At 46.7% G+C, this 13,550-nt stretch carries 9 protein-coding genes; 3 read left to right on the top strand and 6 right to left on the bottom strand.

From position 1 onward, the window contains the following. Window positions 1-191 precede the first annotated feature (191 nt). A complete protein-coding gene (locus tag QUA02_RS22035) occupies window positions 192-347 on the top strand; it encodes a hypothetical protein (protein WP_333030657.1) in 156 nt (51 codons plus the stop codon). Here QUA02_RS22035 and QUA02_RS22030 read toward each other — a convergent pair. Then, a complete protein-coding gene (locus QUA02_RS22030; RefSeq protein ID WP_333030654.1) occupies window positions 344-3,082 on the bottom strand; it encodes a DEAD/DEAH box helicase in 2,739 nt (912 codons plus the stop codon). The genes QUA02_RS22035 and QUA02_RS22030 overlap by 4 nt on opposite strands. Before the next feature lie 10 nt (window positions 3,083-3,092). Between QUA02_RS22030 and QUA02_RS22025 the strand changes: the two genes are divergently transcribed. Next, on the top strand, window positions 3,093-3,230 hold the full coding sequence (locus QUA02_RS22025) for a hypothetical protein (protein WP_333030652.1): 138 nt from the start codon (window positions 3,093-3,095) through the stop codon (window positions 3,228-3,230). Here the strand turns inward: QUA02_RS22025 and QUA02_RS22020 are convergent, their stop codons facing one another. Beyond that, window positions 3,231-3,362: a hypothetical protein gene (locus QUA02_RS22020; protein ID WP_333030650.1), complete on the bottom strand. Its 132-nt coding sequence runs from the start codon at window positions 3,360-3,362 to the stop codon at window positions 3,231-3,233. Here QUA02_RS22020 and QUA02_RS22015 point away from each other — a divergent pair. Further along, a complete protein-coding gene (locus tag QUA02_RS22015; RefSeq protein ID WP_333030649.1) occupies window positions 3,340-4,494 on the top strand; it encodes a succinylglutamate desuccinylase/aspartoacylase family protein in 1,155 nt (384 codons plus the stop codon). The two genes, QUA02_RS22020 and QUA02_RS22015, sit on opposite strands and share 23 nt — an antisense overlap. Before the next feature lie 69 nt (window positions 4,495-4,563). On the opposite strand, the gene QUA02_RS22010 is transcribed toward QUA02_RS22015, so the two are convergent. From QUA02_RS22010 to QUA02_RS21995, 4 genes are all read right to left on the bottom strand, one after another. After that, on the bottom strand, window positions 4,564-4,773 hold the full coding sequence (locus QUA02_RS22010) for a hypothetical protein (RefSeq protein ID WP_445305196.1): 210 nt from the start codon (window positions 4,771-4,773) through the stop codon (window positions 4,564-4,566). A 228-nt stretch (window positions 4,774-5,001) separates the two neighbouring features. Beyond that, the gene (locus QUA02_RS22005) at window positions 5,002-5,403 is read right to left on the bottom strand and encodes an endonuclease domain-containing protein (RefSeq protein WP_333030644.1); all 402 of its coding nucleotides are present in this window, start codon (window positions 5,401-5,403) and stop codon (window positions 5,002-5,004) included. Between the two features lie 104 nt (window positions 5,404-5,507). Then, the gene (locus QUA02_RS22000; protein WP_333030643.1) at window positions 5,508-7,763 is read right to left on the bottom strand and encodes a phosphodiester glycosidase family protein; all 2,256 of its coding nucleotides are present in this window, start codon (window positions 7,761-7,763) and stop codon (window positions 5,508-5,510) included. Window positions 7,764-7,910: 147 nt separating this feature from the next. Beyond that, window positions 7,911-13,391: a trifunctional serine/threonine-protein kinase/ATP-binding protein/sensor histidine kinase gene (locus tag QUA02_RS21995; protein WP_333030641.1), complete on the bottom strand. Its 5,481-nt coding sequence runs from the start codon at window positions 13,389-13,391 to the stop codon at window positions 7,911-7,913. Window positions 13,392-13,550 lie beyond the last annotated feature (159 nt).

The following is a 13,550-nucleotide window of genomic DNA, read 5'->3' as shown; positions in this document are numbered from 1 at the left end:
AAATTCAATAACAATTAAGAGCGATCGAGCGATTTTAGATTTTAGATTTTAGATTTGGGATTTGGGATTTGGGATTTGGGATTTAAATCTGGGTCTATTCCTCATGACAGTTGACAGGTGACTGTTTGGAAATTTGAACAATACCGATGCAACCGGAAACGATTTTAGATTAAAACCTGGGTGCATTTGGGTTGAAAAACCCCAAATACAATTTAGATGCCGCACAGCTTACAGCCAACAGCCAACAGCCAACTGTCAACTGTCAACTGTCAACTGTCAACTGTCAACTGTCAACTGTCAACAGCCAACAGCCAACAGCCAACAGCCAACTGTCAACAATTTTCTAACTTGCAGCTTCATTCACCGGAAATCTATCGATTAACTGCATCGCCCGAAAAGCATTCCTCCGCAAAGAATCCGAGACGTGAGGAACATGAGGAATCTGAGACAAGAAATCCAAAGTCCGGCGCAAAATCCGCACCACATCCCCTTCATCCAAACTCGTATGGCTAATCAGTTCCAGCCATTCAATACCCAGAGCCCACTGTTCCACCAAAGTCACTAAATCCCGTTCCAGCCAAATCGGGATCGCAGCTTCGTGACGGTACTGAACTTGAAACAACCGGCGGCGGAGGCCTTTTTGCAGATTGTCCAAAGGTGCCAAAACTTCCGGCGACAGCGAGTAGTGAGTCCAACTGTCAGGCCTGGAAACTTCTGTCACTAAGGCCGCGCAAGCAGCAGCGAGGTGGTGGGGGTCGAGTTCGTCAAACTCGGCAGACATCAGGGACAAACCCAACCACAGTTCGTTATCGCCGCGAATGGCGGCGCAAGCTTGGCCCAAGATTGTCGGCACCAACCTGTCGGAGGAGTCATCTCGATTTCCATCTGCCGAAACTACTCTTTCCAAACAGCCGAAATTCAGCAAGATGTCAATTAAATTGAGAAATTGCTCCCAGTAGCGAGCTCGCTGCTTTTCTAAGTCTTGTTCGCTTTTGCGGATTTCTTTTTTCAATTCTTCCCGGCGGCGCTGGCGTTTGAGCAAGGTAGCGGGGTTGCCCCATTCTAGAACCGGGTGAATTTCTAGTTTAGCTTCTAGGGCGGCGATTTTCTGCTGTTGCTCGATCGCCTCTGAGCTCGGTTCCGGTGCGGGCAATTCTGGGATCGATGCAGCAATTGAAGCAGTTTCTTCATTTGCCAAGCGGCACTGGCCGAGTCTCAGGGACATTTCCGACGGCGGGTTCAAGGTATCTGCAACGCTCAAGCGGGGTAATTCGGCGTGCAGGGTAGCGACATCGCTAATGGCGACGACATACCAGCGGTTATCTTTGCCCAAGCACACCAAATTTGGAGCTTGGCCGGAACCTGCGATTTTGGCAACCAGTACGGCGGGTACAGGAGTTGTGTGCGATCGTTTAGCTGTCGGAACGTGCTTGCCTTTGAGACTCAGAACCGTGCCGAGCACTGCAAAAGCCACAGCTACGGACATTTCCTTAAATCGCGCTTCTTCAGCTTGCTGCAATAGAGTTTTCAGCAAACGTTTGTCTTCTTTGAGTCTTCCCTGCAATTTTTCGTAATGGGCGAGCTCTTTTTCCAGGGTAGAGACATTACCTCCGGCCGCCAGGGACTCTTCCAGCACCGCTAATTCTGTTTGCAATCGGTCTAATTCTGATTGCTGCGGCTGCAAGTACAAGGTAGACAGGTATTGACCGAAACTGCGCTCTACCAACTCTTGAGCTTCGTCGAGAGTGTGAGTTTGCAGCAAATTCAGCACCATGCCGTAGCTGGGCGTAAACTGACTGGCGAGGGGGTCGGCTTTGGCTGTTGCCAAATAGGAGGCTTCTTTTGCGCCTTCAAAGCGCGTCTGAACTGCGACCACGTGCCCCAGCTCGTCCATGCCCCGCCGACCAGCCCGACCGGCCATTTGCAGGAATTCTGAAGCGTTTAGCAGTCGGTGTCCCTTGTCGGTGCGCTTGGACAAGGTAGAAATGACTGTGGTGCGGGCGGGCATATTAATCCCGGCTGCTAGGGTTTCGGTGGCAAATACGACTTTTATCAAACCTCTGCCGAAGAGTTCTTCTACCAAACCTTTCCAAGCGGGCAAAATGCCTGCGTGGTGGGCTGCGATGCCTTTTAAAAGTGCTTCTTTTTGACCGAAGCGTTCTGCTTCGGGGTTTCGCTGTAAAAAATCGTCAATGATGCGTTTGAGTTCGGCTGTTTCGGCTTGGTTAACCAGGGAGAAATTGCCGACTTCTGCGACTGCTTGGTCGCACCCGCGGCGGCTGAAGATGAAGTAAATTGCTGGTAGCATATCTCGATCGTCCAACCGGGACAAAACTTCGGTCAAACTCGGAGTGGGGATGCTGCCTCTTTCTACTTTTTGCCCCTTCTTTTTGGGGATTAACCGCAAATTAGCTCTTTTGCCAGTCTCGTCTAGCAGGGGAAATATCCCTTTTTGATTGGCGAAGTGAAATTGCAGCGGCACTGGCCGAAAGTCTGAGTAGACGAGCTCTGTGGGCCCGTGGACTTTGTTAATCCAGTCTGTGAGTTGCCCGCTATTGGCAACGGTTGCTGAGAGGGCGAGCAGTTGAATTTCCCCGGAACAGTAGATGATCGATTCTTCCCAGACGGTACCGCGCTGGCGATCGTTCATGTAGTGACACTCGTCGAGAACCACGGTTTCGACTCCGGTGAGGGAAGTACCGACTGCTCCGATCGGCGTACCGTAGAGCATATTCCGAAATATTTCGGTAGTCATCACCAAAATCGGGGCATCTCGATTGAAGGAGATGTCACCCGTCAGCAAACCTACGTTGTCGTCTCCAAATTGACTGCGGAAGTCGCGCAGCTTTTGGTTGGAGAGAGCTTTGAGGGGAGTGGTGTAGAAGACGCGCCGCCCCCTGGAGAGTGCTTGATGGATGGCGTATTCGCCGATTAACGTTTTCCCGGAGCCTGTGGGAGCGCACACCACAACGGATTTGCCTGCATCGAGGGCGGCGATCGCCTCTCTCTGAAAGTTATCTAGCTCGAATGGAAATATAGTCTTCAGATCCAGCTCTGGGCGGTTCTGGGCAGTGTCTGACACAAGGATTATTATGAGGTTTCAGGGTAATTATGCTGAAATATTGCTGAAAGCAAGTCAGCAGAGGACTGTACTGATTTTAGACCTTCGTTACCAAATCGGCTATGAAGGAATAAGTCTGTTGGCAGTTGGCAGTTGGCAGTTGGCATAATCAAGAAAAAATTTTTGCCTTCTTCCCTCTTCCTTCTTCTCTCTTCCTTTTTCCCTCTTCCCTCTTCCCTCTTCCTTCTTCCTTCTTCCTTCTTCCTTCTTCCTTCTCTATGATTCCTGTTATTTCGACCATTCCTGTTGTGCAGCTTGCTTCGGGCGATCGGCTTTCACTGCAAGTCTATCAGTTCCAAGGTGCGATTCCCGGCAAAAAAGCTTATCTCCAATCTAACCTCCACGGTGCTGAGATTAGCGGTAATGCGGTGATTTACCAATTAATTGAGTTTTTAAGGTCTTTGGACAGCAGCCAGTTAAGCGGCGAAATTTGGCTAGTTCCTGTTTGCAATCCTGTGGGTGTCAGTCAGCGATCGCACCATTTTTCCCCTGGTCGGTACAATCTTTATGATGGGGTAAATTGGAACCGAATTTTCTGGGATTTTGAAAAGCAAGGTGAAGATATTCTGGGTTTTGCTAAGTCTCAGCTCCATCTCGATGCCGATACTGTCAAAGTTAATTACAGAAAAGCGATTGCTTTGAGTTTTGCCAAAGAGTTGGCAAAAATTAACGCTCCTAGCTGCCGCCCCTACAGCGAACTTTACCGATATCAGCTACAATCTTTGTGTTTGGATGCTGACTACGTGCTGGATTTGCACAGTTCTACGAATCAAAGTTTAGATTACCTTTACTGTTTTAATTCCCGCGAGGAGAGTGCAAAAGCTTTTTTGCTCGATCGCGTAATCTTGTTTAACGAGTACGACGGCGATGCTTTTGACGAGGCGTTTATCAAGCCTTGGCTGGCTTTGGAGAAGGTTTTAGCAGAGTTGGGAAGTGCGCTCAAATTTGACGTGGAAGCTTGGACTTTAGAATTAGGTTCGGGGATGGAAATGAATCCCGAGTCGGTGGCGAATGGCTTGCGGGGCATCAAAAATTACTTAGCAAGTAAGGGTTTATTGAAACTAGATGGATTTCCTCTCCCGGAAACTGCGAACCATCAAGTTATTTTCACCCCCAAGAATTCGGTGATAAAATACTACGCACCGGCGGGCGGGATGATTCAAAATCGAGTGCAATTGGGGAGTTATGTCAAAAAGGGCGATGGCGTCCCGCCCCGCAAGCTACGGCTTTATCAAATTCTCAGCTTTAATAAAAACGGGGAATTCCCCAGTTTGGTTGATGTTTGTGCTGAGTCGGATGGTTTCATTTTTGATGTTTCGACAAATCAGTCAGTAAATCAAGGAGAGTATGTGTTGTCTGTGATGGCAGATTGAGAATACCAAGAAACCCGGTTTATTGAAGAAACCAGGTTTCTGAAAACCTATTGGTAGTCGAAGCATAATTTACGATATGCTATTTAATAGGGCTTGTTTAAATTCCGCTGCACTTTTATAATAAATTTCAGGATTGTCAATTAAAGCGCGATCGATAACTGTGGCTAGCGGTTGAGGAATCGCAGAAGTGCGATCGCCCACAGGCACAGCATCATTTTGCAACACCGCCAAAAACGGGTCTTGACCCTGCAAATTGCGCGGCGAATATCCCGTTATCATCACATACAAACAAGCCGCTCTATTTGTGATTATAGAAACTCTTACTCCCCCTTAGCAAGGGGCTAACTCTTACTCCCCCCCTTAGCAAGGGGCTAACTCTTACTCCCCCCCTTAGCAAGGGGCTAACTCTTACTCCCCCCCTTAGCAAGGGGGGGCTGGGGGGGGGTAAAATACCCGATGTTCTCAACGATTGAATCTAATCTACCTTTCTAACTCTTACTCCCCCCCTTAGCAAGGGGGGCTGGGGGGGGGTAAAATACCCGATGTTCTCAACGATTTAATCCCCTCTACAATAACCTCTAAAACCCCATCCAAATTATGATAAACATCCTCATTAGTAAACCTCAAAAAATTAATCCTTGCTGACTCAATAAAGACCTGCCTTTCTGCATCATATTCTACAGCGCCCTCCAAAAAATGGCTGTCACCATCCACTTCTAGTGCTAACTTGATTTCGGGCGAGTAGAAATCTAGCACAAATGCTGCTACACTATATTGTCTGCGAAATTTACAATTCTCAAGCTGTCTGTTTCTAATGTGTTGCCATAGTCGCTTTTCAGCTTCTGTCATTTCTGTGCGAAGCTTCTGTCGCTTGAATTTTTGTGAGGTTCTGTTGTAGAGCTTTGTCATTGTTATATAGGATTTTTTTGGTGGTGGTTTGGTTATTTAACCCCCCCAACCCCCCCTTGCTAAGGGGGGGCTAAGAGTTTTTTGAGTTTGTTCGGTGGTACAGTTTATGGTTGAATGAAAATACCGATCGCATTATGAACTCTCGCAGCAGTTGACGGAGGTCGATCGAGCAAACTACCTCCCAAATACAAACTCGTCGAACTTCCCCCGTCCAAATTTAAAGCCTCCACAGCACCCATTTGCTGCAATATCTGCGCCAGTTCTGCGAAATTTGGCCCCGCCCCTCCCGCGCGATTGTGCACCGCTACAATCAGCAAATTCCCCGCAGCATTTCGCCCGATCGCACTTCTAATTGCTGTCTGTCTAACGTAAGCATCGCTAAACCCTTCCGCCTTCGCATCCAGCACAACTCGACTGTTTTGAACTAACACCGGCCCGCCGCCTAAAATGTATGGAAAACGGTTGAAATCCGCAGGAATAGTGTTAGTTTCTACGCGCAATAAAGTTCCCGATCTCAGTTGAGGGGCGATCGACAAATCGGAACGCAAAGCCAAAATATAACCGTTAGCTGGAATGGGAAAAGCTGTTTTTTCCGCCGCACCTCCGGGGGATTGGCTGACAACTCGTGAAGCGAAGCTATCCCGTAGGGAATCGCCCGCAACTGTCACAACTATTTCATTGTCAGACAACGGAACATAAGTTGTTCCCCAATCGGAATTGTAACGGCCGATTCCCGATTGCACGTAGGCACTATTGAGATGGGAAATAGGCAAACGTTTCCCCGTCGGAGTAATCACAGTTTCTTGCAAAGTCAAACGGGCGATCGCAAATTCGCCCCGATCGTTCCAGCCGATCGCGCCCCGGTTCAATATCGGCCCTGAAAGCCATTTATTGTCCCGCCGAATCGCCCCTAAAGCTAACCGATTAATTCGATTGAAAAAACCCGCATTAATCGCCGCAGCCGCTCCCGAAAGTTCCGCTGTTTGCAATAGAGGTGCAGTGCCTTTCTCTGTCGGCGGATTGCTGAGAATTGGTCGAATTTTCACACCGGATTGACGAGGATTAACTTCTAACCAAACTACTGGAAAACGCGCAGTTCCTAAATTTTGATACTGTTGTCGCCACCTTACTCCCTGTGCCCAAATAATGTTTTTTTCTACTAAGGAATCGGGTCGAATGTCGATTACTAATCGATTGGGATTGCCGAGGCTGAAAACTTGCGGCCGCCAACCTAAAGGAATCGTCACTTTGACTTTGGTTTGAGCGCCAGCAGGTTCGACTTTTAGTGATAGCAATTGTTTGCTGGTTGCAAAAGTGCGCTGAAGTAAGGCGGGAGCCACTTTGGCATCGAGGACGATCGACCATTCTTGACCGCTTATTGCTGCGGAGGGCGCTAACGGTAGCGGTAGGCTGGGTTTGGTGGGGTCGTCTGGTGTTTTTTCGTTTCCGGGCGTGGGAGTTGTAGCTTGGGGAATAGCGGGCTTTGTGGGGTCGTCGGGGGTGTCTCTCGGTGCGGGTGTGGGAGACGGGCTCGGTGTATCGACAAAGTTAACTTGCCACGGGGCGCTGCGATCGAGATCCACGACGATGCGATCGCCCCATTCTCTCTCGGCTTGCCGAATTCCGGTAACACTTGCCGCGGGAGATGTGATTCTCAAAGTATTTCCCTCGGTAGATATCTGCCAACCCGCAAGTCTGGCAAAATCTGTGACATCTAAGTAACGATACAGGCCTGTCGATCGCGCTGCTATACTTTGAGTCTCGGTTAGAGATAGGTCAAACCACTGTACGGGCTGTTTGGTACTGTCGGCAGTGTTGAGCAAATCCACTCCGGCAGATTGCATTAAGCCAACGTCGGCAATCCAGGTTCGGATGTTCGCAGAAGTGCTGCTTGCCGGCTGCTGAGTCCAAGCTAGGGGGAGAATGCGGCCGTTTAGAGACACTTGGCGGCCTTGTCTAATTCTCGAAGATGGCGGTACAGATTGAGCCAAAAACCTATAGTCCGACAGGGGTTGAAACCCCTGTCTCATAGCCGAAGTCCTCTGAAGAGGACTGTGGGTTGGCATTGGAGTCGGTTTTAACTTATATCTTGCACCATTCTCAATTAGCCTTTTAGGAACAGGCAAGATGCCTGTTCCACAAGAAAATCTACTCTTTGTGGAACGGGCATCTTGCCCGTTCTTGAGAATGGTGCAAGATGTGAGTTTTAACCGACTTTCGCTATCAGCCAGGGAATTCATTCCCTGGCGGGCTGTGGAAGCATGAATCAGCCCAGCCCTCTCCCCCGATTGGGCTCCAACGGCTGAATTCCAGACTGAGGAAAGGGCGATCGCCAGTACGGGCGAAATCGAGACTGACAATATTGAACGCCAACAGGACAAATTACATTTCACAGCTTACAACTCACAATTTCATTCCTAAACGCATGGGTATCTAGAAACCCGGAATATCCGTATGTTCCTACTTACTAAACGGCGCTAATTGCGCTAAAGCCTAGCACGAACTGCTCACCCCGGAATAGAAATCACAAATTCCGAACCCTGCCCCAGGCAGGAATTCACGAGTAACGTACCTCCATGTTTTTCCACCACAATTTGGTTAGCAATTGACAATCCTAATCCGGTTCCTTGACCCACAGGCTTGGTTGTGAATAAGTGGTTAAAGATGTTTTCCTTGACTTCGTTCGACATCCCCACTCCATTATCCTTAATGCGAATCAAAACCTGATTGTTGGATTCGCTCATAGCAGTTTGAACCGTGATTTGGTTGGGTAAGGCTTTAATTTCACTAAAACTGCGCCCCTGATTTGACTCCTCCAAAGCGTCAATGGCATTGGCCAGTACGTTCATAAATACTTGGTTCAACTGTCCGGGAAAGCATTTTACTAGGGGCAAGTTACCATACTCTTTCACAACTTCAATGGCAGGGCGAAACTCGCTGGCTTTTAAACGGTGCTTGAGAATCAGCAGAGTGCTTTCGAGTCCGTCGTGAATATTAAAAGAAACTGGTCGATCGCTATCTGCCCTGGAAAACGTTCTCAAACTCGTACTGATATTGCGGATGCGATCGACTCCCTCGTTCATTGAGCCAATCAATTTCGGTAAATCTTCTCGCAAATACTCCAAGTCTATATCCTCAATTTCTGCTTCTATTTCTACTCCCGGATCGGGAAATTTTTCTTGATACAGGTCAATCAAGTGGAATAAATCCCCCACGTAGTCTTGAGCCGGCTGCAAATTGCCGGCGATAAAGCCTACGGGATTGTTAATTTCATGGGCTACCCCTGCGACTAAATTTCCCAGAGCAGACATCTTCTCACCCTGCACCAATTGCAGTTGCATCTGTTGGAGATTGTGGATAGAGGACTCTAGTTTTTGGGCATAATCCTGAGATTGTTGATAAAGCTGTTGAGATTGCTGATACAAGCGGGCGTTTTCCAGCGAGATGGCAGCTTGGGAGCAGAGGATGTTGAGGAGGGCGACGCGATCGCTCGTAAATACTCCCGTTGCTAGATTATTTTCTAGATATAAAATGCCCATCAACTTCCCTTGATGCAAAATCGGGCTACACAAGATACTTTTGGGCTGCTGACGGATGATATAGGGGTCATTGGCTAAGCTCGCATCGGCACTTGCATCAACTATTACAGCAGTTTGCTTGTCATGCTTGACTTTGTAAATCAGTCTGTGGGGAATGTCCTGGCTATCTTCAATGGGAATACGCTGCAAGACAACTGGCTTTGAACCTGTGGTAATTGACCCTTTGATTAACAGGCGCGAGTCTCGCAAGAGCATTAACACGCATTTATCAGCCCCCGCATTTTCGATGACGATCTTCATCAACGATGAAAGTAGATTTTCCAGTTCGATTTCAGCGGAAATAGTATGAGAAGCTTTGAGAATAGTAGCTAAATCTAAAGCCACAGAAACATTACTACTGGATATGGCCGAACTGGTGGAGGTGACACTACCCAATGTGAACAGAGTTTCGTGAGTGGAAAAAGGAGAACGGGTTTGGTCTAATATAGGTGTAAGTAGTTGAGGATAGCGAGCTTCTAAGTCAGCGACTTTGGCTTTTGCACCCCAACGAGCATAGCCATAGTAAGCTTCAATCATGTAATCCCCAGCAATGCGCTGTCTGCCCCAGTCGAGGTAGAATTTAGCTGCGAGTTCGTTGGCTAAGGCTTCTTCTTGGATATATTCGTTGGCTTTGGCAAGAGAAATAGCCTTGTCATAAAACTCACTGGCTTCTACTTTTTGTCCTAACACTCGACATTTTTCTGCCGCTACCAAATCAACCTTATGTTGATAATTCATTGGTGCATGATCCGCCCATTGGTGTAACTTGGTTTTGTTTTCTGTTACACCCTGCAATGCTTCTGATGTTTCATCTAACTGTGGATTTAATTGTGCCAAAGTTAGCAGAGAATCATAAAGATAAAATACTGGTTCGGTGACTAATCCCGCACCAGCCATAAAATAGCGCCTGACTTCAATAGCATGATTTTTCGCTGGCTCAATTTCTCCAAACAAGAAACAAAGCATTAGTTTATACAAATGAAAAATATACAATCCATATCCATCTTTGGCAGACTGTAGCTGCTGGAGAAATTCTGTTTCTTCAAGCGCTTTCCCAGACAAAAGGGTAGTATGTTCTGCAACACCTAGCAGATTTAAAACAGGTTGCCAATAGATCCGGCAATAATTTGCGGTTGTTAATTGATTTAATTGGGTCAAACTATGGCAGTAAGCGCAAATATCCTGCTCCAAGGTAGCTAGGGGTTGACTGCTCCAAAAAGAATTGAGACAAAAACTGTGGCCATTGTACCCAGCAAGTACCAAGTTCCCAAATTCTATGGCACTGGTGTAACCTTCTTGCAAGAGGGGCAGTGTTTCTTGAATGTGAGAGTTGCGGTGTACAACAAATAACCCCAAGAGCATCAAAACATCTGTTTTACTTGCTTTGGCATCGAGTTTTGAAATAATCTGGAGTGCCAGGGAACCAAACTGTGTTCCTGTATCCACGACTTGGAAGAAATTGCAGAGAATATTGCCATAGTTCGCATAGCCGAAAGCAGAAATCGATGTGTTACCGTACTGAATGGAAAGTTTAACCGACAAAGTATTCAGCAATGGGAACAGCGCAGAGCCAGTGAGGTAAGCTGCTGGGCTGATGATATTGGCAATCTTAATAGCACTGAGTTTTTTCACATCCCTCATCTCAGGCAAGTTAACCAAATCAGCGATTTCCCGATCTCCAATGAGTTCCTCAATCTGTTGGATTTCCTGTTGAATATCTGATGGTGTCGGTGTTTCAGGAAAGGTTATACCAAGCTGTTGTAAGACTTGTTGGCCGATCGCGATCGCTGATGTCAGTTTACTTTGGGAAATATGAGATTGAATTCTGATGCAGTAAACATTGACTTTTTCAGGTAAGGAGTGTGCCTGTTGAATGACAATATCAATGAACTGTTCCATCGCCTCAAAGTTACCGTTTAGCAGTGCCACTTCCGCAGCTAATTCATATAAGGCGAGGGTCATTTCATACTGCTGCTGCCAAGTATTTTCTTCCAAAAATGACAATCCCACTGTCGCATATTCACGCGCTGCTTGATAGGCGGTTGAAGTTTTAGCTTTGCGACAGGCAATTAAATTGAGTTGAGCTAATTCTTCTCGTTCTGTTGGTTGGGTAATTAAAACAGTTCCGTGATTTAATTGATTGACGATTTCAAAAATACGGTCTTCTCTTGCTTGTGTGGAAATCTGTTGCAGCAGCAGTTGTCCGATTTGGTAATGAGTCGCCTGTTTTTGGTCATCAGGAATCAGGGAATAGGCAGCTTGTTGGACGCGATCGTGTAAAAACTTGTATTTGGGTAATTGGTCGTGGGTAATTGATAATTGGTCAAATTCCTGACCGTTCCCAATTACTAATTCGCTATTCCCTTCTGCTTGATAAAACTTGTAAATTTCACTAATGGGTAAAATTAGCCCTTCTTGTAGTGCCTTCCATAGAGCTGTTGCGGTTTCTACTGGCGAATTTTCATCAACAATTGCTAACGTCCCCAAATCGAACTGATTGCCAATACAAGCAGCTAACTTTAAAATTTCCTGTGTCCTGGTTGGCAACTTTCGCAACTGAAGTGCCATGAATTCTACTACATCATCCGTTAGTGCCAAGCTTCGCACTCTAGAAATATCGCACTGCCAATACCGAGCTACAAAATTAAATTCAATTAGCCCATCTTCATGCAAAGATTTGAGGAATTGTGTGCTAAAAAATGGATTGCCTTGCGTTTTCTGATAAACGAGTTCTGTCAAAGGCAGAGCCAACGCTGTAGAACAAGCTAGAGTATCGGCCACTAAACTATTTACGTCGGCTCGATCGAGGGGAGCTAAGGTAATAGTATTCACCTTGGCTGCGGTTTTTTGAATCTCTGCTAAGGTCAGCATCAATGGATGCGCTGGAAATACTTCGTTATCCCGATAAGCTCCTATTAATAAGAGATAGCAGTTATCGGTAGCACTCATCAGCAGTTGCATCAACTTCAATGATGCTGAGTCTGCCCATTGCAAGTCGTCCAAGAAAATCACTAAAGGATGTTCTTTTGTTGTGAAGACTTGAATGAATTTTTCCAACAACAAATTAAATCGATTTTGAGCGGCACTGCCCGAAAGTTCTGGAACTGGCGGTTGCTGTCCGATAATACGTTCCAGTTCGGGAATGACTTCAACGATTACCCCAGCGCTATCGCCCAAAGCTGCCAAAATTTCTAACCTGCATTGTTCAACTTTGGCATCGGTTTCCGATAGCAATTGTCCCATTAAATCGCGAAAAGCTTGGACAAATGCACTAAAGGGTAGGTTGCGCTGGAATTGGTCGAATTTGCCTTTAATAAAGTAGCCTCGCTGTCTGACAATTGGTTTGTGAACTTCGTTGACGACAGCGGTTTTGCCAATGCCGGAGAAACCAGCCACCAGAATCATTTCGGCGCTTCCTGCACTAACGCGCTCGAAGGCGGATAGCAGAGAGAATACTTCGCTTTCTCTACCGTATAATTTTTCGGGGATGATGAAGCGATCGCACAAATCTCGCTCCCCTATTGTAAAGTTAGTCAGCGCCCCTGTCTCTTGCCACTGGTGCAAACAAGTTTCCAAATCAAACTTGAGTCCTAGGGCACTTTGATAGCGGTCTTCAGCATTCTTCGCCATCAGTTTGCTGACAATAAGAGACAGCACCAATGGAACGCTGTGGTTGACAATTGAGGCTGCCAGTGGCTGTTTGGCAAGGTGGCAGTGTACCAAATCCATTGGATCGTCTGTTTGAAACGGTAACTTTCCTGTTAGTAATTCGTAGAATGTTACTCCTAGCGAGTAGAAATCTGTGCGGTAATCAATGCCTCGGTTCATTCGCCCAGTTTGTTCTGGAGATATGTAGGGTAAAGTGCCTTCGAGGACGTTGGGATTTTGAATTTCTTGGGTTTCGCGAGGCAGCATGGAAGCGATGCTCAAATCAATCAGCTTGACTTCTTTGCTGACCGGGTTAATCAGAATGTTGGCGGGCTTGAGGTCTTTATGGATGACTCGGTGGCGATGAAGTCCGTCAAGGGCGTTGGCAATTTGAATCGCCACGGGCAGAAATTCGTTAACGGGCAAGCCTTCTAGGGGTTCGTTGCTAGCGGATGCAATACTTGAGAGGTAGCTACTTAAGGAAATTCCGCCAAAGTCTTCCATCACCAGAGCATAGCGGTTCTGGTACCTCTCCAGGCTGTAGGCCTTAACATTGCCGGGGATATCTAAGTTTTTAGCAATAACGTACTGGTTGCGGAAATGAACGAGTTCGTTGAAGCTGGGAAAGTCATTTCGCAGCAGTTTGATCGCGACGGGCTGCCCATTTTCCGTGCGAATGCCGCGATAAACTAGAGTTCGATTGCCTGCGTATATTTGCTCGTTAATGTGATATCCTAGGAAAAAATTTGCGATCTTAATCATATCTACGTATTCCTACTGCTTCTGTCAAGCCTAAAGCTTCTGAGAGTTAATATCTAATATTGTCGCTCTATCTGCCGTGCTATTAATTAATTACATTTTTCTTAACATATTTTGAATCTCAAACTATGAAAGAGCGATCTTAAAAACCCGACTTAATAT

The sequence above is a fragment of the Microcoleus pseudofavosus SVA1_A4 genome, assembly GCF_036700565.1.
Classification (GTDB): Bacteria; Cyanobacteriota; Cyanobacteriia; order Cyanobacteriales; family Microcoleaceae; genus Microcoleus.
Note: the sequence above shows the minus strand (reverse complement) of the source record. Positions and strands in the feature narration are given on the sequence as shown.

Excerpts from the sequence above, each read along its gene's own strand:
- QUA02_RS22005 (WP_333030644.1), bottom strand. The coding sequence starts at position 5,403 with ATGACAAAGCTCTACAACAGAACCTCACAAAAATTCAAGCGACAGAAG.
- QUA02_RS22010 (WP_445305196.1), bottom strand. The coding sequence starts at position 4,773 with ATGATAACGGGATATTCGCCGCGCAATTTGCAGGGTCAAGACCCGTTT.
- QUA02_RS22020 (WP_333030650.1), bottom strand. The coding sequence starts at position 3,362 with ATGGTCGAAATAACAGGAATCATAGAGAAGGAAGAAGGAAGAAGGAAG.
- QUA02_RS22015 (WP_333030649.1), top strand. The coding sequence starts at position 3,340 with ATGATTCCTGTTATTTCGACCATTCCTGTTGTGCAGCTTGCTTCGGGC.
- QUA02_RS21995 (WP_333030641.1), bottom strand. The coding sequence starts at position 13,391 with ATGATTAAGATCGCAAATTTTTTCCTAGGATATCACATTAACGAGCAA.
- QUA02_RS22025 (WP_333030652.1), top strand. The coding sequence starts at position 3,093 with ATGAGGTTTCAGGGTAATTATGCTGAAATATTGCTGAAAGCAAGTCAG.